The sequence below is a fragment of the Anabaena sp. TISTR 8404 genome, assembly GCF_056847745.1.
In genome coordinates this window covers 2,957,804-2,982,905 of the sequence record NZ_CP180578.1, presented here as the reverse complement: position 1 = coordinate 2,982,905, position 25,102 = coordinate 2,957,804, and the positions used below count along the sequence as shown (strand labels likewise).

19 protein-coding genes and 1 pseudogene are annotated in these 25,102 nt (G+C 40.6%); 14 read left to right on the top strand and 6 right to left on the bottom strand.

Annotated elements, in window-relative coordinates; genetic code table 11:
- The first annotated feature begins 83 nt into the window (after nucleotides 1–83).
- The 5 genes and pseudogenes from tyrS to ACMX3D_RS12950 all read left to right on the top strand — a co-directional run bounded on the left by tyrS (nucleotide 84) and on the right by ACMX3D_RS12950 (nucleotide 3,267).
- Nucleotides 84–1,280 (top strand): tyrosine--tRNA ligase, encoded by a 1,197-nt coding sequence (gene tyrS, locus ACMX3D_RS12970; protein WP_482752333.1) that lies wholly within the window; start codon nucleotides 84–86, stop codon nucleotides 1,278–1,280.
- A 98-nt stretch (nucleotides 1,281–1,378) separates the two neighbouring features.
- The gene (gene pyrF / locus ACMX3D_RS12965) at nucleotides 1,379–2,092 is read left to right on the top strand and encodes an orotidine-5'-phosphate decarboxylase (protein ID WP_482751811.1); all 714 of its coding nucleotides are present in this window, start codon (nucleotides 1,379–1,381) and stop codon (nucleotides 2,090–2,092) included.
- A gap of 86 nt (nucleotides 2,093–2,178) precedes the next feature.
- On the top strand, nucleotides 2,179–2,805 hold the full coding sequence (locus ACMX3D_RS12960; protein WP_482751810.1) for a hypothetical protein: 627 nt from the start codon (nucleotides 2,179–2,181) through the stop codon (nucleotides 2,803–2,805).
- A gap of 16 nt (nucleotides 2,806–2,821) precedes the next feature.
- Nucleotides 2,822–3,046: pseudogene (locus tag ACMX3D_RS12955) on the top strand (type II toxin-antitoxin system HicA family toxin).
- The gene (locus tag ACMX3D_RS12950) at nucleotides 3,043–3,267 is read left to right on the top strand and encodes a type II toxin-antitoxin system HicB family antitoxin (protein ID WP_482751809.1); all 225 of its coding nucleotides are present in this window, start codon (nucleotides 3,043–3,045) and stop codon (nucleotides 3,265–3,267) included. The pseudogene ACMX3D_RS12955 and the gene ACMX3D_RS12950 overlap by 4 nt, the downstream one beginning before the upstream one ends.
- 248 nt (nucleotides 3,268–3,515) lie before the next feature.
- Here ACMX3D_RS12950 and ACMX3D_RS12945 read toward each other — a convergent pair whose 3' ends face one another.
- Entirely contained in the window at nucleotides 3,516–4,685 is a 1,170-nt protein-coding gene (locus tag ACMX3D_RS12945; protein WP_482751808.1) for an RpoD/SigA family RNA polymerase sigma factor, read from the bottom strand.
- A 782-nt stretch (nucleotides 4,686–5,467) separates the two neighbouring features.
- On the opposite strand from ACMX3D_RS12945, the gene priA reads away from it, so the two are divergent.
- The 9 genes from priA (at nucleotide 5,468) to ACMX3D_RS12900 (ending at nucleotide 17,896) form a co-directional block, all read left to right on the top strand.
- Nucleotides 5,468–8,038 (top strand): primosomal protein N', encoded by a 2,571-nt coding sequence (gene priA, locus ACMX3D_RS12940; RefSeq protein WP_482751807.1) that lies wholly within the window; start codon nucleotides 5,468–5,470, stop codon nucleotides 8,036–8,038.
- A 609-nt stretch (nucleotides 8,039–8,647) separates the two neighbouring features.
- Nucleotides 8,648–10,333, top strand: coding sequence for a potassium-transporting ATPase subunit KdpA (gene kdpA, locus ACMX3D_RS12935; RefSeq protein ID WP_482751806.1), 1,686 nt, complete (start codon nucleotides 8,648–8,650; stop codon nucleotides 10,331–10,333).
- A gap of 146 nt (nucleotides 10,334–10,479) precedes the next feature.
- The gene (gene kdpB, locus ACMX3D_RS12930; RefSeq protein ID WP_482751805.1) at nucleotides 10,480–12,585 is read left to right on the top strand and encodes a potassium-transporting ATPase subunit KdpB; all 2,106 of its coding nucleotides are present in this window, start codon (nucleotides 10,480–10,482) and stop codon (nucleotides 12,583–12,585) included.
- Nucleotides 12,586–12,847: 262 nt separating this feature from the next.
- A complete protein-coding gene (locus tag ACMX3D_RS12925) occupies nucleotides 12,848–13,096 on the top strand; it encodes a potassium-transporting ATPase subunit F (RefSeq protein WP_482751804.1) in 249 nt (82 codons plus the stop codon).
- Between the two features lie 30 nt (nucleotides 13,097–13,126).
- Nucleotides 13,127–13,729 carry a K(+)-transporting ATPase subunit C gene (kdpC, locus tag ACMX3D_RS12920; RefSeq protein ID WP_482751803.1) on the top strand — a complete coding sequence of 201 codons (603 nt, stop codon included), beginning with the start codon at nucleotides 13,127–13,129 and terminating at the stop codon, nucleotides 13,727–13,729.
- 102 nt (nucleotides 13,730–13,831) lie between these two features.
- Nucleotides 13,832–14,998 (top strand): universal stress protein, encoded by a 1,167-nt coding sequence (locus tag ACMX3D_RS12915; protein WP_482751802.1) that lies wholly within the window; start codon nucleotides 13,832–13,834, stop codon nucleotides 14,996–14,998.
- A 24-nt stretch (nucleotides 14,999–15,022) separates the two neighbouring features.
- Nucleotides 15,023–15,964 carry a M48 family peptidase gene (locus tag ACMX3D_RS12910; protein ID WP_482751801.1) on the top strand — a complete coding sequence of 314 codons (942 nt, stop codon included), beginning with the start codon at nucleotides 15,023–15,025 and terminating at the stop codon, nucleotides 15,962–15,964.
- Between the two features lie 167 nt (nucleotides 15,965–16,131).
- Nucleotides 16,132–16,806 carry a hypothetical protein gene (locus tag ACMX3D_RS12905; protein WP_482751800.1) on the top strand — a complete coding sequence of 225 codons (675 nt, stop codon included), beginning with the start codon at nucleotides 16,132–16,134 and terminating at the stop codon, nucleotides 16,804–16,806.
- A gap of 58 nt (nucleotides 16,807–16,864) precedes the next feature.
- On the top strand, nucleotides 16,865–17,896 hold the full coding sequence (locus tag ACMX3D_RS12900) for a glutathione S-transferase family protein (RefSeq protein WP_482751799.1): 1,032 nt from the start codon (nucleotides 16,865–16,867) through the stop codon (nucleotides 17,894–17,896).
- Between the two features lie 185 nt (nucleotides 17,897–18,081).
- Here ACMX3D_RS12900 and ACMX3D_RS12895 read toward each other — a convergent pair whose 3' ends face one another.
- From ACMX3D_RS12895 to ACMX3D_RS12875, 5 genes are all read right to left on the bottom strand, one after another.
- Entirely contained in the window at nucleotides 18,082–18,312 is a 231-nt protein-coding gene (locus ACMX3D_RS12895) for a hypothetical protein (protein WP_482751798.1), read from the bottom strand.
- A gap of 132 nt (nucleotides 18,313–18,444) precedes the next feature.
- Nucleotides 18,445–19,215, bottom strand: coding sequence for a hypothetical protein (locus tag ACMX3D_RS12890; protein ID WP_482751797.1), 771 nt, complete (start codon nucleotides 19,213–19,215; stop codon nucleotides 18,445–18,447).
- A 716-nt stretch (nucleotides 19,216–19,931) separates the two neighbouring features.
- On the bottom strand, nucleotides 19,932–22,709 hold the full coding sequence (locus tag ACMX3D_RS12885; RefSeq protein ID WP_482751796.1) for a GAF domain-containing protein: 2,778 nt from the start codon (nucleotides 22,707–22,709) through the stop codon (nucleotides 19,932–19,934).
- A gap of 327 nt (nucleotides 22,710–23,036) precedes the next feature.
- Nucleotides 23,037–23,522 (bottom strand): NADAR family protein, encoded by a 486-nt coding sequence (locus ACMX3D_RS12880; protein WP_482751795.1) that lies wholly within the window; start codon nucleotides 23,520–23,522, stop codon nucleotides 23,037–23,039.
- Nucleotides 23,523–23,743: 221 nt separating this feature from the next.
- Nucleotides 23,744–24,793 (bottom strand): Gfo/Idh/MocA family protein, encoded by a 1,050-nt coding sequence (locus tag ACMX3D_RS12875; protein ID WP_482751794.1) that lies wholly within the window; start codon nucleotides 24,791–24,793, stop codon nucleotides 23,744–23,746.
- Between the last annotated feature and the right edge of the window lie 309 nt (nucleotides 24,794–25,102).

Genomic DNA, 25,102 nt, shown 5'->3' with positions numbered 1-25,102 from the left:
ATGAAAAAACGGACAAATTGCCAGTGAATGTAACCAACCTAACTTCTCAAATAAAAAGTGTAGTTAATAGCGAATCTCCTATTATGGCGCAAGATTTTTCTTGGCTGCATCGTGGGATAGTGGAAGTATTCCCAAAACCGACGGATATTGATAGCGAAATTGAAAGTTTAGAGAAACGCCTAGCAAATAGTAACAGACCCCTCAGAGTCAAATTGGGAATTGATCCCACGGGTGCTGATATTCACTTTGGTCATAGCATACCAGTAAGAAAACTGCGAGCGTTTCAAGATGCTGGTCATACGGCAGTCCTCATCATCGGTGATTTTACGGCTCGCATTGGTGATCCGACAGGTAAATCTGAGGTGCGTCGCCAGCTAACAGAAGCTGATGTGGCGCAAAATGCCCAAACTTACTTAGACCAAGTGCGTCCTATATTGGATTTTGACACACCAGGACGGTTAGAAGTGCGTTATAACTCCGAATGGCTTTCCCAGCTTAATTTGGGGAAAATTTTGGAGTTACTGTCTACGATGACGGTGGGGCAGATGTTAGCCAAGGAAGGATTTGCTGAACGTTACAAAAAAGAGAATCCGATTTTCTTGCATGAGTTCCTTTATCCCTTGATGCAGGGCTACGATTCTGTGGCCGTTGAGGCAGATGTAGAATTAGGCGGTACTGATCAGAAATTTAATATTGCTGTAGGACGAGATTTACAGCGTCATTTTGGGCAAAAACCCCAATTTGGGGTACTGTTGCCAATTTTAATTGGTACAGATGGCGTACAGAAAATGTCTAAGTCGCTGGGCAATTACATCGGCTTGTCGGAACATCCAGGACAAAAATATCAGAAGTTACAAGGTGTTCCTGATAATTTGCTGGAACAGTATTTTGAACTACTGACTGATTTACCTTTAGATCAATTGCCAGAAAATCCCCGCGATCGCCAGATGCTTTTAGCTTGGGAAGTGGTAAAACAATATCACGGCGAACAAGCTGCGAATGAAGCCAAAGAAGCAGCGAAAAGTGGTGGTAAAGAAGGTGCTGTTCCTGAATTTTCCCTGGCTGAGATACCACAGTTTCCAGCAAAGTTGGCTTTTATACTCAATGCTAGTGGCTTGTGTAAAAGTACAGGTGAAGGTCGGCGGAAAATTCAAGAAGGTGGTGTACGCTTAGATGGCGATCGCATTACCGATGTTGATACTTCTTACCAAGAACCTAATGAGTTGTACGGACGAGTTTTGCAAGTTGGTAAAAATAAATTTGTGCGTTTAGTACCTTAACAAGTATGAAGTCTGAAGTCTGAAGTCTGAAATTTTATTCTTTAACCTTCTGCCTCCTGCCTTCTGCCCCCTGCCTTTTAACTATTGACCATTGACTAATGACTAATGACAAAATAATCGTGGCTTTGGATGTGCCAGATTTAGAAAGTGCGATCGCTTTGGTAGACAAGTTAGAATCAGTCAGTTTTTGGAAGGTTGGTTTAGAGTTGTTTACCAGCACCGGGCCGAGAATTTTAGAAATATTAAAGTCTCGGCAAAAGCGCATCTTCCTAGATTTAAAATTTCACGACATCCCGAATACTGTGGCTGGGGCTTGTCGCAGTGCAGCGCGTTACGGGGTAGACTTACTAACAATTCATGCCACAGCAGGTAGAGATGCCTTAAAAGCAGCCACAGAAGCAGCCCAAGCTGGTGCAGCCCAAGGTGGAGTTCAACCGCCGAAATTAATTGCCATTACGCTGCTGACGAGTATTTCTAGCAGACAGTTAGCGTTTGATTTAAAAGTTCCCCTAGAGTTGCCAGAATTTGCTTTAGAAATGGCATTGATGGCGAAAGATTCAGGGTTAGACGGGGCGGTGTGTTCACCCCAAGAAGTGGCACAATTGCGGCAAACTTGTGGGGATGATTTTTTGCTAGTTTGTCCGGGGGTGCGTCCTACTTGGGCAGAAAAAGGAGATCAGATGCGATCTCTCACTCCCGCCCAAGCCATACTCGCTGGTGCAAACTATTTAGTAATTGGTCGTCCCATAACTGCTGCTGCTGAACCTGAGTTAGCCTGGAAGCGAATTTCTGAGGAGTTAATTACAAAATAAGCAGGGGTGCAAGGGTGTAGAGGGAAAAGAACTACTAACAAATGACATTTCAAGTCAATCATTCACAAAAAAGCCCATAACTAAGTATGAAAATAGTTTCTTCCCTACTCTCTACTCCCTACTCCCTACTCCCCGTCATAGCTTTTACCTTCTGGCTACTAATTCCCAACAGCATTGATAACTCAGCATTCTCTCTAGCAGCAGAGAGAGGTGTGGAGTTTGCTTGCAAAGAAAAAAATCTCGAAACATTAACTACTCAACTTCTGCAAGATTTACCTGGATATGCCAATCGCGCTAGTCAACGCGCTCGTCGTCGTAAAAGAAGTAGTGATGCTTACAGCTATATGGTGTTAGCAGGTAGACCAGAGTTTCAACCTCTACCTTTAAATCCTGCTGGTGATGATTTAGGTGAGCAAAAAAGTTCAACCACAAAAGTTGAGCAAGTTTTTTTTACTACCTTAGAAAGGCAATATATAGATAGCAAAGCAATTGAGTTACAAGAATTTCATTGGTTATTTTTGACTAAAAATCAAAGTGGCTGGTATTTGGTAACGATGTTCACTCAAACTGGTTCTTTGGCTAACAAACAACCACCAACACCACCACGAGATAGTAGCAATGGTACAGTTGCCCAAGGTGTGAAAGCTTGGTTGCGAGATTGTCAGGCGGGAAGTTTGCGAGAGACAACGAGAAATCAAACCAGCGATAAGTGAACATACACTCTCGATTATGCCTAAGAAAATTAGAGAATTAAAAAGTTTGTTACTGCAAGCAGGGTTTACTTATAAACCAGCAAAGGGTAGCCACAGTAAATAGATACATCCGCTATTGCCTCAAGCTATTATCATCGCTGGTAAAGATGGTAGTGATGCTAAACCTTATTTAGAAAAGCAAGTTAATGAAGCACTGGCAGAATTAAAGAAAATGGAAGAAGGAGAGGAAACAGAAGAATGAAATACACAATTATTATTCAATGGTCAGAAGAAGATAAATGTTATGTAGTTTTATTACCTGAGTTTACTAATGTCATGCAGCCTTGCACTCATGGCGATACTTATGAAGAAGCTTTGAAAAATGCTCAAGAAGTTTTAGAAATGCTGATTGAATCAGCTTTGGAAGATGGTGAACCTTTGCCAGAACCAAAAACGTTAGGACATTCATTTCAGGTGGCATGAATCAGCACCGCGATATAGAGCAATACGGTTCAGTTAGGGTTATCTGGTGAGAATATCAGGTTTGTAGAGACGCGAAATTTCGCGTCTCTACTGGTTTACAAAACATAACGAATTATCTTATCTGAACCGTATTGCGATATGTGGCAATAGCCAAGACAGTTAGGACATCAGCAAATGATAAAACGTAGACAGAAAAAGACTTTTAACCCTGTCACCTGTCAACTGTGACCTGTCCCCTGCTATAACTTTTAAACTAACCAACCTTTTAAACGTTTGGCGATGTGAGGACGGCGTAATTTTCGCATGGCTTTGCTTTGAATTTGGCGCACTCGTTCGCGCGATAAATTAAACATATTGCCAACTTCTTCTAGGGTGCAGGGTTCACTGGTTGTGAGTCCATAGCGTAAAGATATTACGTCTTTTTCTCGTGGAGTTAGCACATCACCTAAGACTTCCCAAATCTCTTGACGCATCATGTTTTCATTCATTTTTGCTTCAGGAGAAAGGTTGTCTTCGTCTTCTAATAAGTCCATCAATTCTGTGTCTTCTTCTTTACCGACACGGTGATTGAGGGAGAGTGCTTGACGACGTAATTGTTGTAGTTGGCGTAATTGTTGGACGGTCATTTCCAAAGAAGCTGCCATTTCTGCTTCTGAAGGGTTACGACCGAGTTTTTGTTTAAGTTCTCGTTGGGCTTTTTTGAGTTTATTAAGTTTTTCTACAATGTGAATTGGTAAGCGAATTGTCCTGGCATCATTAGCGATCGCTCGTGTAATTGCTTGTCTAATCCACCAGTAAGCATAAGTGGAAAACTTATATCCTTTGTCGGGATCAAATTTTTCTGTAGCGCGATTTAATCCCATAGCCCCTTCTTGAATTAAATCCAGAAAAGGCACTCCGCGATTTAAATATCGTTTGGCAATTGATACTACTAGTCTCAGGTTCGAGCGAATCATTTTGCGTTTCGCTACTCGACCTTGATATAAGCGGCTTTCTAGCTGCTTTTCGGTCATATCTAATTGGGCAGCTACTTGAACTTTAGTCGGGTGCTGTCCTAATTCGGCTTGTAAGGCGGCTTGAATTTCTCTAACTTCTTCTAAAAATCGAACTCGCCGCGCTAATTCTACTTCTTCATCTGGTTTTAGCAGCGGATAACGTGCCATTTCTTTAAAAAACGCCCCTACAGCATCATCATGCTCAGTTTTGTTATATCCAGAAGGTCGTGCCGCTGCCATCTCATCCCCATCACGTTCCTCTGGTTCGAGATTTTCTGCAATTGGGGGTTCCTCTTCTACCAATAACTCTAAATTTTCGAGTAGTTGCTCTTCTGTCTCGACAGCGTTTTCCAATATTTCCATTGTTCCCAATTCAGCAATATTCATAGTTTCCTTTAGGGATGGTTGCTTTGTTTGGTACATAATTCCTTGACAGCTACTCGTTTGCAGCTTGGTAGTTTCCCCTTAGAAACAAATGCACCCGTTCTATAGCAAAGTACAAGTTTCTACTAATTACTTAGCAAAACCAAAAATTTTCTTATAGGTGTCATTTTTTGGTTCCTGCTAGATAAAATCTCTGGCAAATACTGGTTATTGCACCTAAAAAATTATTGTCTCAGGTTCTAACAGATATACTTCTTATTTTTTTATTAATCTCTTAATCTGTCAAACTCCCTCAACCATTCTCAACCTTAACAAATATAAAAAAAACCGAGTAATTATTCCCATTTCTTAAAAATTCCTATATTTTTATAAATTTTTTAAGCTTTCTAGGGTGGGAATTAATGTCTTAATTTCAATGCTTGATTCTGGGTTATTTGAACTTCATAAAATTTTTTAAAGGACAAATTTCAGTAAATTAATTTTCTGAAATAAATTATTTGTATAAAAGCATCTCACATACACACAGAAATGAATATCTATCAATGGAGGGAAAAAGGCTACGCCATATTTAGTAAATAGGCAAATGATTTCATAAATAGTCAGGAATATATTTTGGTTTTTATAGTGGATGGACTTCAAATATTTATTGCACGTATGGCTAAGTTTGATTTGTCTAGTAGGTTACATAACAGGAAACTTATCAAGTATCATGAGGGATAAAAGTATTGCGAAATACAATTTACATTCTAGAGAGAAAAAAGTTAATTTTTTTAGAGCTAAATGAAGGGATGATTAATTCCTGTCAATAAAAAGCAAAAAATATGTATATTAATGACGTAAATTTACAAAATTTAGTAGTCGCAGAGTCAGGAGAGTCGTACCAAGCCCAAAATTCGGGTAATCGCTACATTGAAGTGCTGGTAGACTGTCCAGGCGCTACAGGATTATTTACTTATCGGTTGCCACCGCAGTTAGAAATAAAACCAGGGGATATTTTAACGGTGCCATTTGGCGCACAACAATTAGGAGCGATCGCTATTCGGATATTGGCAACACCCAATATTGATTTACCACCAGACAAAATTCGGGAAGTAGAAGATGTAGTGAGTGTGGGGTTTTTTCCCGCTCATTATTGGGAATTATTAAATCGAGTTGCGACATATTATTATACGCCGCTGATGCAAGTCATTCGAGTCGCTTTACCACCGGGATTGTTGGGGCGATCGCAACGTCGTATTCGCTTAACTAGTAATAGCCAAAGCCAAGACAGCACACAACTATCATCACTCAATTTTCTCAGTCCGTCGGCACAGCAAATTCTGCAATTGTTGCAAACTCAACCAACAGGGGATTACAGTTTTGCCTATCTGCAACAGAAAGTCAAGTTCACCTATCGGGGAGTGCGAGAACTGTTGCGTTTGGGCTTGGTGGAAAGTTATTTAGAAGCACCAAGATTAACTCGCCCCAAATTACAAAAAGCGGTAATCTTAATTGATACCAGCGATCGCGATTTAACTCAGCGTCAACGGGAAATTATCGAAGTATTACGCCGACGTGGTGGAGAATTATGGCACAGTGAACTACTACAAATTTGTAATGCCAGTTCTTCCATCCTCAAAACATTGGCACAAAAAGGTTACATCGTTATTGAAGAACGAGAAGTTTTACGCTCAGAACAAAGCCCGACATTAGCTCAAGACCAACCCAAATCCTTAAATGCAGCCCAAGCAAACGCCTTAGCTACTATACAATCTCTAGATAAATTTGCTCAAGTCTTGTTGCATGGAATTACAGGTTCCGGCAAGACAGAAGTATATTTACAAGCGATCGCACCATTACTCAATCAAGGTAAATCAGCCTTAGTATTAGTCCCCGAAATTGGACTCACCCCCCAACTCACGGATAGATTCCGCGCCCGCTTTGGTAACAGAGTCGCCGTTTATCACAGTGCCCTTTCTGAAGGCGAACGTTACGACACATGGCGACAAATGCTCACAGGCGAACCGCAAGTTGTCATCGGGACGCGCAGTGCAATTTTTGCACCCTTACCCAACCTCGGTTTGATTATCTTAGACGAAGAACACGACAGCAGTTTCAAGCAAGATTCTCCCATCCCCACCTATCACGCCCGCACCGTCGCCCAGTGGCGTGCTGAGTTAGAAAATTGTCCGTTAGTTTTAGGTTCCGCAACTCCATCTTTGGAGAGTTGGCTGAGTGTGAGAAGTCAGGAGGTAGGAGGCAGAAGGCAGGAGGCAGAAGAAAATTCTTCCACTCAGCACTCAGCACTCAGCACTCAGCACTCACTCACTCACTACCTCTCCCTTCCCGAACGTATCAACTCGCGCCCACTACCACCAGTAGAAGTGGTAGATATGCGGCAAGAATTACAGCAAGGAAATCGGTCAATTTTTAGTCGCAGTTTGCAAGAAGCTTTAGGACAATTGCAAGAAAAAGGACAGCAGGGCATTTTATTTATTCATCGTCGCGGACACAGTACCTTTGTGTCTTGTCGCAGTTGTGGCTATGTGTTGGAGTGTCCCCACTGTGATGTGTCGTTAGCTTACCACCATGCAGAAGCAGGAGCGCCACAATTATTGCGGTGTCATTACTGTAATTATGGGCGATCGCATCCCCAATACTGCCCTGATTGTAGTTCGCCTTACTTAAAATTCTTTGGTAGCGGTACTCAACGCGTTACGCAGGAATTAGCCAAACAATTTCCCCAGTTGCGCTGCATCCGTTTTGATAGCGATACCACCCGCAACAAAGGCGCACACCGTACCTTATTAACTCAATTTGCTAACGGCGAAGCAGATTTATTAGTAGGGACGCAAATGCTAACCAAAGGTTTAGATTTGCCGCAAGTAACACTAGTGGGAGTTGTCGCCGCTGATGGACTGCTGCATTTATCAGACTACCGCGCTAGTGAACGGGCATTTCAAACTCTCACCCAAGTAGCCGGACGCGCCGGGAGAGGCGACGATGCCGGGAGAGTGATTATGCAAACTTATACTCCAGAACATCCCGTAATTGAAGCAGTCCGCGCCCACGATTATCAGTCTTTTTGCCAAGCCGAATTAGAACAACGGCAAGCCCTGGATTATCCTCCCTACGGCAGGTTAATTTTGTTGCGTCTCAGCAGCCTTGACCCCATTCAAGTGCAGAATACAGCGCAAATCATCGCTACAAATTTAAGTAGCCATGAAGGATTTGAAATACTTGGCCCAGCACCAGCAGGTGTGATGCGAGTAGCGAACCGTTACCGTTGGCAAATCTTGCTTAAATTTAATCCTGATGAATTACCCCAGTTACCCAATTGGGAAGAAATTAGAGAGTTATGTTGTGATAGCGTTAGCTTGACAATAGATGTTGACCCAGTAAATATATTGTGAAATTGCGGTAGTAAAAGGTTGATTGAGAGTAGGGGCGTACAGCTGTGCGCCCCTAACCGTATAATTCATTCAAATAAGAATTGTTATAAAAAAGTTGACAACGCTGAGTCCGTAAGCTCTAAATTTAACGTACATTCGACAGACCTCTCCCTCCTAACCTCCATCTCCTAAAAGGCGAGAAAGGAGCGAAAAATAAGGATTTTACTCCCCTCTTCTCGTAGGAGAGGGACTGGGGGTGAGGTCAAAAACGCACTCATCAAACTCACGTTAAATTTAGAGTGCGTATAAATAAGTAGCTGATATTGAAATTTAAATACTCTTGACAGAAACTTTAAAAAGTCACTAAAAAATTGTAGTGAATTAACAGAGTAAATCGAGATAGAAGTATTGAGACTCAATAAAATATTGCCAAATTGCTCACAATCTCATAGTCAAATAGTTCACTCTTATAGCAAGTGCTGAGTATAAACCCAGTTACTACCCTATGGGAAGCCACTGTGCGTCTACAGGGCTTTGATTAATCAACACTGTCCTAACATAATCTGACTACAGCTTTATATCTAAAATAATTAGCTTTCTCCTTCTTAAGTTAAATTGAGCGCAAAATAAATGGGACAAGGTTTTTTACAAATCGGCTTGACGTTGTGTATCGTCATAGCGATCGCACCAATTTTAGGAAGATACATAGCGCGTGTGTTCATGGGGCAAAGAACGCTGCTTGATCCCCTAATGAACCCGATAGAACGTAGCATTTATCTGTTAGCAGGTGTTAACCGAAAAGATGATATGACAGGCTGGCAGTATATCCGAGCAATACTGTTCAGCAATATTGTCATGGGTATTTTAGTTTTCGGGTTGATACATTATCAAAGATTTTTACCTTGGAATCCCAATGGGTTTTATGCACCACGTTGGGATACATTGCTGCACACAGTAATTTCCTTCGTCACTAATACTGACCAGCAACACTATACCCCAGAGACAACTTTGAGTTACTTCAGCCAAGTAGCTGCTTTAGGCTTTTTGATGTTCACCTCTGCGGGTACAGGTTTGGCGGTGGGGATTGCTTTGATTCGGGGATTAACGAGTAAAAAGTTAGGTAACTTTTATGTTGACCTTAGCCGTGCAATTACGAGAATATTATTGCCGATTTCGGTAGTTGGTGCGATCGCCCTCGTTTTCTTAGGCGTACCACAAACAATCGAGAAACCATTGGTATTGGAAACTTTAGAGGGAAGCACACAATACATTGCTAGAGGCCCTGTAGCTTCCTTTGAAATGATTAAAATGTTGGGCGAGAACGGCGGCGGTTTCTTTGCAGCAAATTCTGCCCATCCCTTTGAAAATCCCAATGGCGCGTCTAACTTAATCGAACTGATTGCGATGATAGCCATTCCCGCCGCCATGATCTTTACATACGGGATGTTTGCCAAAAATATCAAACAAGCTTGGCTACTGTTTTGGATGGTGTTTACCGCTTTCGTGATTCTGGTTTGGGTAACAGTCGGTGGCGAACTAGAAGGAAACCCCCTCATTAACGGCACGTTGGGAGTAGAACTGCCAAATTTAGAAGGTAAAGAAGTGCGATTTGGGGCGGTAGGAACAGCACTTTGGGCAGTTACTACCACAGCCACAATGACTGGTGCTGTCAATGGAATGCACGATTCTTTAATGCCTCAAGGCTTATTTGCCACATTATTTAACTTATTTGTGCAGATTATCTGGGGTGGACAGGGTACAGGTACAGCTTACTTACTGATTTACTTAATTCTCACCGTGTTTTTAACTGGATTAATGGTGGGACGCACACCAGAATTTTTAGGACGCAAAATCGAAAAACGTGAAATTGTCCTCGCTAGTGTAGTGCTGTTAATTCACCCCATCGTGATTTTAATTCCCAGTGCGATCGCTTTAGCTTATCCTTTTTCCCTCTCAGGAATTACTAACCCAGGCTTTCACGGCATTTCCCAAGTAGTTTATGAATATGCCTCAGCCGCAGCTAATAACGGTTCTGGCTTAGAAAAACTAGCTGATAATACTCTGTGGTGGAATTTAAGTACAGGTGTCAGCATGTTTGCCGGGCGCTACATTCCAATTATTGCCATCTTGCTATTGGCAGATAGTATGTCGCGCAAACCCATCACACCAGAAACACCGGGAACACTCAAAACCGATTCATTACTATTCACCACAGTTACAGCTGGCATAGTGCTGATTTTAGGGGTATTGACATTTTTCCCCGTGTTAGCCCTAGGCCCCATTGCCGAAGGATTTAAACTAACATCGGGTGGTTAAGAAAAGTGCTGAGTGAATCAATTTTAGATTTTAAATTTTGGATTTTGGATTATGACAATCTTTCAATCTAAAATCGGCAATCTAAAATCTAAAATTCTTCTGCTTCCTACCTCCTACCTCTATCTTCCCTTGCACTACTAATTATTATGAATCCAGTCGCACCTACCCCTAAGTCTAAAACACCGCGATCGCGTCCGAGCGATCATCGCCAAGCCCGTAAACAAGCCAGAATCAACACTAAAGGAATTTATCTCAGAGCCATCAGGGATGCTTTTATCAAGCTGAATCCCAAAGCTGCGATCAAAAATCCCGTGATGTTTTTGGTATGGATTGGCACATTGATTACTCTCGCCGTCACCATTGATCCCAATTTATTCGGCCCTACTCAACAGAAAAATCCTCAACTGTTCAACGGTATACTCACCGGGATTTTGTTTTTTACTGTCTGGTTTGCTAACTTTGCTGAAGCCGTAGCTGAGGGACGTGGTAAAGCCCAAGCTGATGCGTTGCGATCGACTAAATCAGAGACAACAGCCAAAAAACTCGCCCCTGATGGCTCAATTACCGAAGTTCCTTCTACTAGTCTCAAACAAGGTGACAATATATATGTTGTTGCTGGCGACATTATCCCCGCCGATGGCGAAGTCATCATGGGTGTGGCTTCGGTGGATGAATCAGCAATTACTGGCGAATCTGCACCAGTTCTCAAAGAATCAGGCTCAGATGTAGCCAGTTCCGTTACAGGGGGAACCCGTATCATCTCTGACGAATTAATCATTCGCGTCACAGCTGATCCCGGTAAAGGTTTTATTGATCGGATGATTGCTTTAGTCGAAGGGGCAGAACGTAGCAAAACCCCCAACGAAATTGCACTAACAGTTTTACTGGCAGTATTAAGTTTAGTATTTCTATTTGTTGTTGCTACTCTGCCAGCTTTCGCCTACTACGTCCAAAGTCCAGTCAGCATCCCAATTTTAATCGCGTTATTGGTGGCATTGATCCCTACAACCATTGGTGGCTTACTCAGTGCGATTGGAATTGCAGGTATGGATAGAGTCGCCCAATATAACGTTATTGCTACTTCTGGACGAGCAGTAGAAGCTTGCGGTGATGTCAACACTTTAGTTCTAGATAAAACTGGAACAATTACCCTCGGTAATCGTTTAGCAGAAGAATTTATCCCAATTAACGGTCATTCAATGCAGGAAGTGGCTTATATTGCCCTGATAGCCAGCATATTTGATGATACCCCAGAAGGAAAATCCATTGCTCGGCTCGCAGAAAGATTAGGCGCACGACTAGATTTTGATCCCCACCGCGCCGAAGCTGTAGAATTTTCTGCTAAAACCCGCATGAGTGGTACGAACTTAGCCAATGGACGTGAAGTTCGCAAAGGCGCAGTCGGAGCGATTAAAGCATTTGTCCGTTCTCGCAACGGCCAAGATACCCCAGAATTAGATACTGCATACCAGCGAGTTTCCCAACAAGGCGGTACACCTCTAGCAGTTTGTTTAGATCAAGAAATCTACGGTGTCATCTATCTCAAAGATATTGTCAAACCTGGCATTCGTGAGCGTTTTGCTCAGTTACGCCGTATGGGTGTACATACTGTCATGCTCACAGGCGACAACCACATTACCGCGTCTGTAATTGCCCAAGAAGCCGGTGTGGATGACTTTATTGCCGAAGCCACACCAGAAGATAAAATCAGTGTGATTCAAACAGAGCAAGCAGAAGGCAAACTAGTAGCCATGACAGGCGACGGGACAAACGATGCTCCCGCACTAGCACAGGCGAATGTTGGTGTAGCGATGAATACAGGTACGCAAGCTGCTAAAGAAGCTGCCAACATGGTAGATTTAGACTCTGATCCCACCAAGCTCATCGATATTGTCAGTATTGGTAAACAACTGTTGATTACTCGTGGGGCATTAACAACATTTTCTATTGCTAATGATATTGCCAAGTATTTTGCAATTATTCCGGTAATTTTTGCAGCCGCTAACTTGCAAAGTCTCAATATTATGAATTTGACTAGCACAAATTCGGCTGTGCTATCGGCATTAATTTACAATGCTGTGATTATTCCTGCTTTAATACCTTTGGCTTTGAAAGGTGTGCAATTTAGACCCCTGACAGCTAATCAATTACTACAACGCAATATTTTAATTTATGGCTTAGGTGGGGTGATTGCACCATTTATTGCCATTAAGCTAATAGATTTATTGATTACTGCTGTAGGGTTGGCATAGAAGAAAGTATGAAGTATGAAGTATGAAGTATGAAGTATGAAATTTTGTCCTTTAGCCAACTCTCTTCGAGAGAGGGAACAGGGAAGAGGCAACGGGCAAGAGTGAGATGTCATCAGGAGGAAAGCTTAACAGGTAACAGGTTGTTTCTTTCTATTCCCTATTCCCTGTTCCCTGTTCTCTTATTGACCATTGACCATTGACTAATGACTATTGACAAATTTTTATTTTTTGCCCTGTTAGTAGGGGGAATTAGAAGAGAAATATGAATAAAGAGCAGATAAATTTAATGCAGGCGATCGCCTATATTGGGTCACAATGGCGTAAACAAAAACTGGCAATCAAAATTTTTCTAGCACTGTGCCTCAATTTAGGCATTTCTCGCGTAGTTTATGCGTCTACTAATACCCCATTACAAATTCAATTTACTTGGGCGTATGGTGTTTTAGGTGCAGTACTCTTAGGACTAATAATTTATCTATTTGTTGTTGTTTTCCAACCAGAACGCTTCTAAACATTTAATACTCAGCACTCAGAACTTTGTATGCTAATTATTCGAGAAACTCTCAAAGCTATTCGTATCACTTTCATATTGTGGTTGCTCACTGCACTGATTTATCCTTTAGCAATTCTGGTAATTGGTCAAGGTTTATTTCCTTTTCAAGCTAATGGCAGCATCATGGTAAATATAGATGACCAGCCCATTGGCTCGGCTTTAATTGGGCAAATATTCACCGAAGAGCGCTATTTTCAAGGTCGTCCTAGTACAGTACGATATAGCCAAGGTAGAAAAGCTAAACCCACTGGTATATCTGGTGCTAGTAATCTTGCTCCTAGTAATCCAGAGTTACTCAACCGCGTTATAGAGCAATCAAATCAATACCAAGAACAAAGTATTCAACCAGTTGAAGATTTAATTTATACTTCAGGCTCAGGTATAGATCCACATATTTCTTTGAAAGCCGCCAGACAGCAAATATCACGGGTAGCTAGTGCGCGTGGTATCAAAGAAGATGACATATTACCTTTACTGAACAAGTATACTGATGGCAGATTTTTATGGATTTTTGGCGAACCAGGCGTTAATATTCTACGCTTGAATTATGCTTTGGATTTGCAAGATATTAATCGTAAGCTCAATCAATGAAGTATGAAGTGTGAAGTGTGAAGTATGAAGTGTAAAATTTTATCTTTTAGCCTTCATACTTTATAAGTTCCGAATTGGTGTGAATCTTCAATCACCTAACTCATGTTAAAAAACAATAATTCAGGTGTAGCAGCTACTAATTCTTCTATTCATTCAATACGCAGAGGTAAACACAAAATATTTATTGGTATGGCTCCGGGCGTAGGTAAAACCTATCGGATGTTAGAAGAAGGAACTGCACTCAAACAAGAAGGAATTGATGTAGTTATTGGACTATTAGAAACCCACGGGCGTAAAGAGACAGCAGAAAAAGCAGCAGGTTTAGAAATTATCCCCCGAAAAGAAATTTCTCGCGGTGGGTTGACTCTGACGGAAATGGATACAGAGGCAATTTTACAGCGATGTCTGGGGACAAGTAGTTACGCATCTACGCCTCAATTAGTTTTAATTGATGAACTCGCCCATACCAATGTTCCAGGTTCCCCAAGAGAAAAACGCTACCAAGATGTAGAGGTGATATTGGCGGCGGGTATTGATGTCTATTCCACAATGAATGTGCAGCATTTGGAAAGCCTGAATGACTTGGTAGCCAGAATTACTGGGGTAGTTGTGCGAGAACGGGTTCCGGACAGAATTTTAGAAGAAGCAGATGAGGTAGTGGTAGTAGATGTTACACCAGAAACTCTGCAAGAGCGGCTGTTAGAAGGGAAAATTTACGCGCATTCAAAAATCCAACAAGCTTTAGATAACTTTTTTCAGCGTCGTAACTTGATTGCTTTACGAGAATTAGCTTTGCGAGAGGTAGCAGATAATATCGAAGAAGATGCGATCGCCTCTAATCCTAATGGACAATTTTGTAACATCCATGAACGAGTTTTAGTATGTATATCTACTTATCCTAATTCATTACAATTGCTGCGTCGTGGCGCTAGACTCGCTAATTATATGAATGCGCCACTTTATGTTGTGTTTGTCGCCGATCCTGAGCGCTTCTTGAGTAAAGAGGAAAGCTTACACATACACAACTGTGAAAAGCTGTGTCAAGAATTTGCCGGGACTTTTATTCGCGTCACCAATAGTAATATAGCTCAAGCGATCGCCGAAGTTGCAGAGAAATACCGGATTACCCAAATTGTCATCGGCGAAAGTCAGCGTTCTCGTTGGCAAATCCTCCTCAAAGGTTCGTTAACCCAAAAATTGGTACGCTTATTAAAAAATATCGATATACATATTATTGCTAGTGACAAAGCATCTTCAGCTAAAATCTAAAAATTATTCATTCCGCAGCATCTCATGAAAGTTGAGACTATCAGCATCAAGAACATCAAAGTTCAACAAAATAATATATTACAAAATATTTTTAATTTAGCGTCTTCACCAACTCCAAACGCTGCTCAAATTCAACAATTAACTTATACTTTAAGCAAAACAGTAACAACAATTGAAAGTATCTGCTCTAACCTACAAATCACTCCTGCAAACCTGACCAATTCATCTCGCAAAATCTATTCTTGGTTTAAATTTCTTACAGACGAACAAAATCTCAAGCTTCACCTCAGTAGTACTTATTGTGTGTTAGAAACAACCCAAAAAGTTCTCAAAAACTACGGTAACAATACTGCTAAAATTATGATTGAATTCACTAATTTAGCAGGATTATACCAAGGTAAAAGCTCTAGCAAATTTGTTTCGCTTAAGATTAATGAAGGTTTTATTAATGCGTCTGAAGAAGTTTTTCAAGCATTAGTACAATGTACTCTTTTTGGCAAAAGTCAAGAACATACTAAACTAATTAGAGCATTTGCTAGTTCAGAAGAATATAGTTCTGTTCTCTTAGATTTAGATTTAATTGCTGAAGTAATTGCCGAAAATCCTCAAGGTAATTTTTATAATCTCAATGAATTGTTTGACAAAATTAACCATGAATACTTTGCTGCTAATCTTGTCAAACCCAGGCTTGCATGGAGCCGAATTAAAACCTACCGGAAATTTGGTCACTACGAGCCAGCTAGAGATAGGGTAGTTATTAGTACAACTCTTGATAATGTTAATGTCCCCAACTTTGTGACTGAGTTTGTTTTATACCATGAATTACTGCATAAACATCACGGCACAAAGTGGGTAAATGGTAAACGCATGGTTCACACTACGCAGTTTCGTATTGATGAGAAGAAGTTCAAGTTATACACCGAAGCCGATAGATGGTTAAAAAAGTTAACATCTAATCAGAGTTAATAAAAAAACTTTCGCCTCAAAAACCCTACCCCATCAAGGTTTCATCCCTTTACTCCAAATTTACGTAGGTTTGGGGTTTTTTATTGAAATTTTAGTAGTACAATTGTTCTAGTGATAGAACGCTGAGCGATACTTTGCCGACGCGAAGTTTAAACGATATCAATACTATGATGACACCATTACAGGGTATAGTTGCAGCCCAAGTCAATTCTCAAACCATCACCCAATCAAAGTTTGAGCAATCTACTGAAAACAAATCTCATCGCCGAAAGAGCGTTAACGTCGAAAGTTTGGCTTTTCAAAGGCTCACTGATGTCACGAAGGCAATTTTGTATCATGCCTTTTGGTTAGCAGAACAAAAGCAAAAGCTTTCTTTACGAGACTACAAACAGCTACTTTTAGAACATGGTTGGCAGGGTGAAGAAAAGCGCTATCTGCAAATAGCCGCAGCGTTTGAGAAGTTTTCACCACAAGATGTTGCCCAAGTTGAGCCGAGAACTATCTATCAGTTAGCAGAAAACAGCAAAAAGTATCAACAAGTCATTAATCACTTACTAGACTTAAGCATTATCAATCAAGAAAGTGTCCGTTCCTTAATTAAAAAGCAGCGTCAACCCAGAACCGCTAGACATGAAAAACCAAGTATTTGGCGACGGACAAAAAATGGTGGGAGATATTGTCAAATTCCCCCAATTCATGAACCTTCCGAACAGACTGGTGTGACTTTGCAACGAATGATGGATGAAGAAGGATTGAGCGCCCAGCATATTGTGGCAGAAGCGATCGCTTTACGGCAAGCATATAAACAAGGTCAATTAGTCCGCACTGAAGATAACAATTAAATTTTCCGACACAATAGAGTTGTAATTGAGCATAAGTGCAGTTGCTTACTACTCAACTATGACTAATACCAAAATTAAGAAAAAAGGCAAATCTCTCCCGCCAAAGCTAATCATCGGTTTAGGCAAGTTTGTTTGGACAAGTCTTTGGCATATCATGATGTCCCGACTCGCCCCCCGCAACAAATCAGGAGAATACATTCGTCCCGACAGCCAGTTAAGAAATGTTGTCAGTCAAGCTGAAGGGAACATTTACCAACCAGCATCGGGACGTTACAAACTTTATGTTGGGTTGGGTTGCCCTTGGGCGCACCGCACATTAGTTGTTCGGGCGCTTAAAGGGCTAGAAGATGCTATCTCAGTTACTACTGTGGAACCTTCTGCTGTTTCTGGGGGTTGGGTATTCACTAGCGAAGATGAAGGTTGCCAAACCTTAGCCGAATTATATGAACTTGCCCAACCTGGCTATAGTGGGCGCTGTACAGTTCCTGTATTGTGGGATAAACAAACCAAAACCATTGTCAATAACGAAAGTGCGGAAATTATTGTCATGCTGAACTCAGAATTTAATGAGTTCGCTACAAACCCCACACTAAATCTCTACCCACCGGAATTAAAAGACAAAATTGACTGGTGGAATCAAAAAATTTACACAAGTGTTAATAATGGTGTGTATCGCTGCGGCTTTGCCCAAACGCAAGAAGCGTACAACAAAGCTTGTGATGAACTGTTCAACACTCTTGATGAAATTGATGCAGCGCTAAATACAAGCCGATACCTTTGTGGAAACAATGTCACCTTAGCAGATGTGCGGTTATTCACCACCTTGTTTCGGTTTGACATTGTGTATTACGGTTTATTCAAGTGCAACCGCCACCGCATCCAAGATTATCCCAATTTAGGAGCTTACTTGCGCGACTTGTATCAGTTACCAAGTGTTGCTGGCACTTGCGATTTAGAAAGTGTCAAGCAAGACTATTATGGTAATCTTTTCCCGCTGAATCCTGGTGGAATTGTGCCTGCTGGCCCTGATATGGCATTTATGTTAAAACCACATAATCGTGAAACCGTTGGAGTGAGTTTTACCAATTGAAAAAATGATTGAGACAGATATATTGATAGAACTCAGGCGCAGACAGCAATTCTCAATCCATCTTGAAAAGTTTGCTCAAGTCGGGAAACCCGCCCACGCAACGCCAGGTGCTTCAAGTCGGCAAAGCTGCCCAACGCACTGGCTCAACTTTTCGCAAAATCTAAAATCCAAAGTCTAAAACTGTATTAGCCAGCACTCAAATTAGCAATAGTTATCTGTCTGTCTCCCAAGTTGTCTTCTTTAACATCATCAAAAGGCTGAGGATTAGCAGCATCAACATTTTGATTATCAGGAACAGAATCATTCAACTCATTCATATTTTCTGGGGTTTGTTGATTCCCATCAATATCTAGAAGACTGGGAACTGAGGATTCATGGACTGATAAGTTAATCAGTTTATCTTTTTCCTGAGTCATTTTTACCTCTGGATTCGCATTACATAAGTTAACTACGTATATACGTTAAGAGTTGATACCGCTACTTTTCCTCTAACAATTGGTGTATTTACCAGGTATATATTTTCTTACCTCTAGCCCCTAGCCTCTTCCTTAATAAAATAATTTAAACCGTGCTAACTGAGCTTCTAGTGCTTTAATCAGGATTTTATTGAGTTCTGTACTATTTTTAAATTGCAGAATTTGTTGTGTAGGTAAGTCAAAAGGAATCTTCCCTTCTAACTCTGGGCGTTGCATGTGTGCTAACAAAATTTGTTCGGAGCGTTTACTTTGAATTGCATAACCAATTTCTATGCAAACATTGGGACTAGGAATTAATTGCTGATTTTCTTTACCGTCGATACTGGCTATCGGTGTAGTGTCTGCAATAAACAATAAACTCTTGCGGATTTTTCGCATCATTGCCCGATTTAATCGCAGAGTTCCATCGCTTGGCCGATAGGATTCTACTAATGTTAAGGGAAGGCGCGATCGCATATTCAAAATTTCCAAGCTTTTTTGTAATCCCTCTCGCAGGGCATCGCTGGCTGCACTATACTCAGTTTGATAGCATAAAAAAATCGTTGGGTCTAATTGGGCTAATAATGCTTGTTTAGTGAAATAAATTTCATGACTAATCAAGTCAATATTAGCTACACAATAACCACCACTACCTTCAATATAAAATTCAATATTTTCCCCTTCCAGATAACGCTCAAACCAAACTGACTTTTTCACCGCATCACTATCTTCTAAAAAGTCTGCACGCATTGCTGATCGCAGTAGACTTTTTTTACTAAGGCGAATATCTGGGGGGCGTTTTTCTAATTCCGAAATCGGCTCATAATCCTGAATATACCATGCTCTGAGCGCAATAATTGACATAAGGCGCTATTTTCACTGTCCCTGATTATTTAACTGTTTATTTAACTTTGTACAAGCTTACACTGATTTCCCTAAACACAACAACACCCAAGCATCTACTAACTTTAATTATTTCCTCCTCTTGTTTTTTCTAGCCAGGGATGTAATCTCTTTCACCACTCAAAACAAGCAATGAAAATCAGTTACAGCGCCCCCTGATTTTCAATATTTGAGGAAATATCAGTGTTCGCGTTGGGTGTTGTTGGTTTTGAACGAGACAGACATGAACTCAACAGCGTTTTACCTCTTCTTTTGTTGCAATCTAGCTGTTTTATCTGCCAGGGAAGCTTAGTGGCTTCATTTATTAGATTAACACCTGTATTTTCATGTGGATGTTTCTGCAATTAAACTTTACTTTTAATGGCAGAATCAAGAACTCGCTAGTTAAAGATGAGTGTTTGATTTTATTCAAGAAAGCTCTTTTCTTTATAGTTATAGAAATATTTTGCCTATCAAATTGTTAGCTTTTTGTTGAATAAATTTTAGATTTGCTAAAGTCTTAGCTTGAGTTTTATTAAGAATTATTGAATGAATTCAAATTAATCAGTTGTTTAAGGGACTTGCAGAAAATAAAATATCCAATTTTCAAGAGAGGAGATTTTTCTTTTTCCCCCTGCTCAGAAGCTCCCTGCCCCCTGCCTAAACAGTGATAGTATATCTTTTTAGTTGGAAGTCCCTTAGTCTATTTCTAGCGTCTCTTCTGCTTCCTGCTTTTCTGTAGAATTAACTTTACGCAACAATTTAATAGGAATCTCAATCCAAAACTCTGTTCCTTTACCTGGCTCGGAGATACACTCCATCATGCCACCATGTTTTTCCACAATAATCTGATAACTAATCGCTAGTCCCAGCCCCGTACCCTTGCCTACAGATTTGGTAGTGAAAAACGGATCAAAAATGCGCTTTCTCACTTCTTCTGGCATTCCTGAACCATTGTCAGCTATACGAATCAATACGCGTGATGTATCTGTAGCTAATTGAGTAGAAATCAAAATTCGAGGCTTAGGAAGCTTAGATTTTCCTTGTTCTACTTCGCCTTGTTCTTCTAGAGCATCAATGGCGTTAGTGAGGATATTCATAAAGACTTGATTTATTTGTCCGGCATAGCATTCTATCAATGGTAAATTGCCATAGTCCTTGATTATCTCAATGCCAGTAAAATGAGCATTTGATTTAAGACGGTGTTGCAAAATTAATAAAGTATTATCTATACCTTCATGTAAATCAACTGGTTTATTTTCAGCCTCATCTAAGCGCGAAAAATTACGTAAAGATAATACAATAGAGCGGATGCGATCGGCTCCAATTTGCATCGAAGAAATCATTTTTGGTAAATCTTCGGCTAAAAATTCTAAATCAACAGCTTTGGCTGTAGCGCGAATTTCATTATGAGGTTGGGGATAGTGCAATTGATAAAGTTGGATGATTTTTAACAGGTCTTGGGTATACTTACTCGCATAGTGTAGATTCCCGTAGATAAAGTTAACAGGGTTATTAATTTCGTGGGCTACACCTGCTACTAGCTGACCCAAACTAGACATTTTTTCTGTTTGAATTAGTTGTGTTTGTGTTTCTTGGAGTTCTAATAAAGCTTGTTCTAATTGTGTAGCTTTAGCTCTAGCTTCAGTTTCAGCTAAACAACTTTGTTCATAAAGTTGAGCTTGTTGAATAGCGATCGCCGCTTGGTCTGCTAACTGTCGTAGTAAATTAATTTCTGTATCTTGCCAGTCTCTGGGAGTTTCACACTGATGCACAATCAGTAAACCCCAAAGTTGAAAACCTATATTTATCGGAACAGTTAAGTTGGCTTGTACTTGCAAACTCTGCAAAAATTCTTGGTGACAAGGATCTAAAGAATCTGTAAAGACATTCTTAATTGCTTTAACTTTACCCTGCAAGAAAAAACGAGCAGATTCATCAGGCAAACATCCTTGCGGTGTTGTAATTCCCAATGTTGATAACCAATTACCATTGATGTCTTCAACTATCACTTGACCATGAGATTCACTGGTTCTTTGGTAAATTACAACTCTATCAGAATTCAGCAGAGTACGAACTTCATGAACGATGGTTTGTAAAGTAGTTCTTAAGTCTAAGGAACGGCGAATTTGTTCGGAAACTTGCTTGATTACTTTCGTAAATAATAATGATTTTTCGAGTTCCGCTGTTTGTTCTTTGACTCGTAGTTCTAAATTAGCATTCAGCAGCTGTACCTCTTGGTACATTTGTTGTTGCTGAATAGCAATAGAAAAGCTATAAGATAAAGCCTGCGCTAGAGAAATCTCTTCATCTGTCCACTCAACCGCTTGTCCCTTTTTTTCCTCTCGCCACACATCAAAGGAAATTTGGGGTAACTGTTGCTGGGGATTTTGCTCACGTCGTCCAGCCCATAAGATTTCGGTATTGAATTCCGGGCGAAAAATAGTTAACACACCGATAAATTGTTGTCGGTAGTGCAAAGGCATAACTAACATTCCCCGAATTTGGGTTAACCGAAACGCAAATGCTAAGACGCGCAAATGTTCTTCATCATAAAGATTGGTAGTAGCCCAAATTTGACCTTGTTTGCATTCATCCATCCATTTTTGCCAAACAGGATGTTGTTCGATGATGCTAGTTTCTAACTCGAAGGGAATTTTCGGTTGATCACCATAGGTATAAACTTCTGCTGTTTGTTCAATGTAAAGTCTGCCACCTATTCCATCTAATGCTGTGATAGTTTCTTCTAAAGCTGCTTGTAATTCAAGTTTTGGTAATTTATGCAGTAAGATAGTCACACGGTTAATTGTCTCTTCCCGCTTTTGCCTAGCCAGAGTTTGAGTATACAGGTTACTTTGGGCAATAGCGATCGCTACTTGATCAACAACTTGCTGGACTAATGTCAGTTCTGCTGGCGAAATTTCTCGCGGTTGACTGTGATGCGCTGCTAATAGTCCCCACAGTGAAGGTTTTAGTGATTCCCCTTGCACTTCGCTATGTAAAATTGGCACCACTAGCGAAGACTGCACCCCCATTGCTGTGAGGTATTGAATGTGGCAAGGATCTACTTGTTGATCGTAAAAATTTTCAGTTTCTAGAGGTTGTTCGTTATCATTTGGCTGTAGCGAAGATAACCCTACTCTGCCACTAGATACATCTACAATTACACGTTGTTGTCCTAACAGCAGCCTTTCTCTACTTTCCGGGGGAATATCTGTTGCCGGAAAGTGCAACCCTAGTAGGGATGGTAGAATCTGGTCATGAATAGATTCAGCAATAACTTCACCACTACCATCAGCCTCAAACCGATACACCATAACTCGGTCTGTAGCCAAAAACAAACGGATTTCGGCAACGGTGGCTGTTAAAATATCTGGCAGTTCCAGCGATCGCCTAATCCGGTTTGTTATCCGGTGCAATAAGCCTTCTTGGCCAAAGACTGGCTGCGAACCGCTTGGGTTATCAGTATATTCCATTGCCTAGTAAACCTATACAAAAATAATTAAACTCTCTTAAAAAACCCTGCTAAATCCGAGCCGCCATTTCTATTTCTGACTTTTAATAACTAAAGAGAAAATATTAATTGTCAATTAATTTTATACTTACCTTTGTATGATGTATTCGGTAAAATTATGTAAATCATCAAATTCCAAAATTCTTTCTATTATATTTATATATCTTTATATTTTTTTTATTTTTAAGCGAATTAATTAAGTAAATATAATGGACTAACGTGTAAATTTTTTTAATTTAGGGAATGTCAACATTCCCCACTCTCAGTAGCAATGCCCTTTTATATGTAGCTATTCTGTTAGACAATCACTAGTGATTACAGAGTAAAGGTGTAATCGTCGAATTTCTTCGCGCACACTCATCAGAATTTTTCCAAGATGGTTTTGACCAGTTTTATCTGTACCACAACCCCAGAAATAATCTGTGGGGGAATTCTCGACAATCGTCTCATCACCTGTGGCTAGTAGAACTTCCCGAATATCAGCATGAGTGAGAAATTTTTTGAGTACAGCCTCACGCATAATTTGAGTTTTCACCAAATCCCAATCTAAACGGAGTGTACGTGTACTACAGCGTCCTAAAGCGGCAGCTTCTTCTGGTGTAGCAGCAGCATGAATGACGGATATAATTGCTGCATCCCTGCTGCCTACAAACTTTTGTGCTTGATAATAATGCTCAACCGTTGGCCAATAAGTACCCTGGATTTGGATTGGATGGGACGAAAAGTTAGAAAAACACCCGTAAGGCTGCCAAACTTTGTAAAAGTAAATGGTCATTTGAAAATTTATATTTATATATATTCACTCTAGCTGAGTCTCTACAGCCTTCACCAATTCCCCCAGGTGTAATTTTTTTGCCTACTGTCTTGAAGATAGAAGCTAGAGACTTGGGAATAGAGGCTAGAGAAGACAGTTTTTCATATTTGGTGGCCATGTTTTCTCATGAATACTTGACTTGAAAGTGCGAAGTTATGAGAAAAAATACTAGTCCCTAGCTTCTAGCCTCTAGCTTCTCTTGTCAGAAAAATAGGCTGTCCACCTTGGTTGAGAGATATGGTTAAAGCTGCCAGAATTTTTACTAACTCTGTACCTACCCAGCCCGATGATACTACGGTAGGTTGATTCTGGAGTATGGATTGAATAAAGCGATCGCACACTTGTTGTAAAGGTTCACCGGGTTTTAATTCCACCACTTCTCGGCTTTGATTAACAGGTAAAAAATGACTTCCCTGACGTTCAAACTCTCCATGTAATAAAGTTAATGGTGACGCAGAAGACATTTCATCAAAAATCAAACTACCCAGACTACCCACAACTACCAATCGCCGTTGTTTATCAGGGTTAAGCCAGCACAAATGAATGTATGCTTGAAAGTTATTTGGGTAGGTTAGTGTCACCCACACTAAATCCGCTAAACCCGATGGTGAGTAATTAAATTCCCCACTCCCCTCTGTTTGTAACCAAACTGTCCCCGTTGCTTGTACCTTCACTGGTACTTGACCCAGCCAGTTGTTAAAAATCGCAATATCGTGAATGGCTAAGTCCCAAAGAACATCAACATCTTGTCGGACTGGCCCCAAATGGGTACGAGAAGCATAACCATAACGTAATTCACCTAATTTGCCAGCTTGAACTACCATTTGTCCGGCTTCAACTGCTGGGTGAAATAAATAGGTGTGGTCAACCATCAATATTAACTGCTGTAACTCTGCTAGATGGCAAAGTTCCTCACATTCTTTAGGGTCTAAAGTTAAAGGCTTCTCTGCTAAGACATGATATCCCTGCTGGAGGGCATCTTTGATTAAATGATAGTGAGTTGTGGCTGGTGTGGCGATCGCAACTGCTGCCAAATCTGGTACTTTTTCTAAAGCTTGCCACTCAGTTGTCAACAATATATTGTCATCCAAGTTAAATTGCTGCTTGGCTGCTGTTAATCTTTCCCAATGAGGATCTACTACTGCCGCTACACTAACTTGGGGATGCGCTAAAAAATTCCGCAGTAAATGTACTCCCCAACGCCCCACACCAATAACTGCGATTTTAATCATTAGTCAATAGTCAATAGTCAATAGTCAATAGTCAGCGGTAAAGTTGCGATCGTCAACAGTAGAGACGCGAAATTTCTGATCCTCTAGGATCAATTAGATGTTTTGGACTTTAGTAATTTTTCGTAAATGCAAAATCTGAGGTTGCTTTTGGGAACACTTATATTTAGCTGACTGCTGAATGCCAGGTCTCATACCATTTTGGATTTTAGATTTGGAATTTCTGTCTGTGTCTGAGTTCTGAAAATCCATCTGTCGTATTCTTTCTTCCAATTGGTCTTACTAGATCCTGGAAAAGGCTCATAAGTTAAA

Coding starts and splice junctions, on each gene's coding strand:
- ACMX3D_RS12945 (WP_482751808.1), bottom strand. CDS start 4,685: ATGTACCAAACAAAGCAACCATCCCTAAAGGAAACTATGAATATTGCT.
- tyrS (WP_482752333.1), top strand. CDS start 84: ATGGCGCAAGATTTTTCTTGGCTGCATCGTGGGATAGTGGAAGTATTC.
- ACMX3D_RS12880 (WP_482751795.1), bottom strand. CDS start 23,522: ATGACCATTTACTTTTACAAAGTTTGGCAGCCTTACGGGTGTTTTTCT.
- ACMX3D_RS12925 (WP_482751804.1), top strand. CDS start 12,848: ATGAATAAAGAGCAGATAAATTTAATGCAGGCGATCGCCTATATTGGG.
- ACMX3D_RS12885 (WP_482751796.1), bottom strand. CDS start 22,709: ATGGAATATACTGATAACCCAAGCGGTTCGCAGCCAGTCTTTGGCCAA.
- ACMX3D_RS12905 (WP_482751800.1), top strand. CDS start 16,132: ATGATGACACCATTACAGGGTATAGTTGCAGCCCAAGTCAATTCTCAA.
- kdpC (WP_482751803.1), top strand. CDS start 13,127: ATGCTAATTATTCGAGAAACTCTCAAAGCTATTCGTATCACTTTCATA.
- priA (WP_482751807.1), top strand. CDS start 5,468: ATGTATATTAATGACGTAAATTTACAAAATTTAGTAGTCGCAGAGTCA.
- ACMX3D_RS12890 (WP_482751797.1), bottom strand. CDS start 19,215: ATGTCAATTATTGCGCTCAGAGCATGGTATATTCAGGATTATGAGCCG.
- ACMX3D_RS12900 (WP_482751799.1), top strand. CDS start 16,865: ATGACTAATACCAAAATTAAGAAAAAAGGCAAATCTCTCCCGCCAAAG.
- ACMX3D_RS12950 (WP_482751809.1), top strand. CDS start 3,043: ATGAAATACACAATTATTATTCAATGGTCAGAAGAAGATAAATGTTAT.
- ACMX3D_RS12915 (WP_482751802.1), top strand. CDS start 13,832: ATGTTAAAAAACAATAATTCAGGTGTAGCAGCTACTAATTCTTCTATT.
- ACMX3D_RS12895 (WP_482751798.1), bottom strand. CDS start 18,312: ATGACTCAGGAAAAAGATAAACTGATTAACTTATCAGTCCATGAATCC.
- ACMX3D_RS12875 (WP_482751794.1), bottom strand. CDS start 24,793: ATGATTAAAATCGCAGTTATTGGTGTGGGGCGTTGGGGAGTACATTTA.
- kdpA (WP_482751806.1), top strand. CDS start 8,648: ATGGGACAAGGTTTTTTACAAATCGGCTTGACGTTGTGTATCGTCATA.
- ACMX3D_RS12960 (WP_482751810.1), top strand. CDS start 2,179: ATGAAAATAGTTTCTTCCCTACTCTCTACTCCCTACTCCCTACTCCCC.
- ACMX3D_RS12910 (WP_482751801.1), top strand. CDS start 15,023: ATGAAAGTTGAGACTATCAGCATCAAGAACATCAAAGTTCAACAAAAT.
- pyrF (WP_482751811.1), top strand. CDS start 1,379: ATGACTAATGACAAAATAATCGTGGCTTTGGATGTGCCAGATTTAGAA.
- kdpB (WP_482751805.1), top strand. CDS start 10,480: ATGAATCCAGTCGCACCTACCCCTAAGTCTAAAACACCGCGATCGCGT.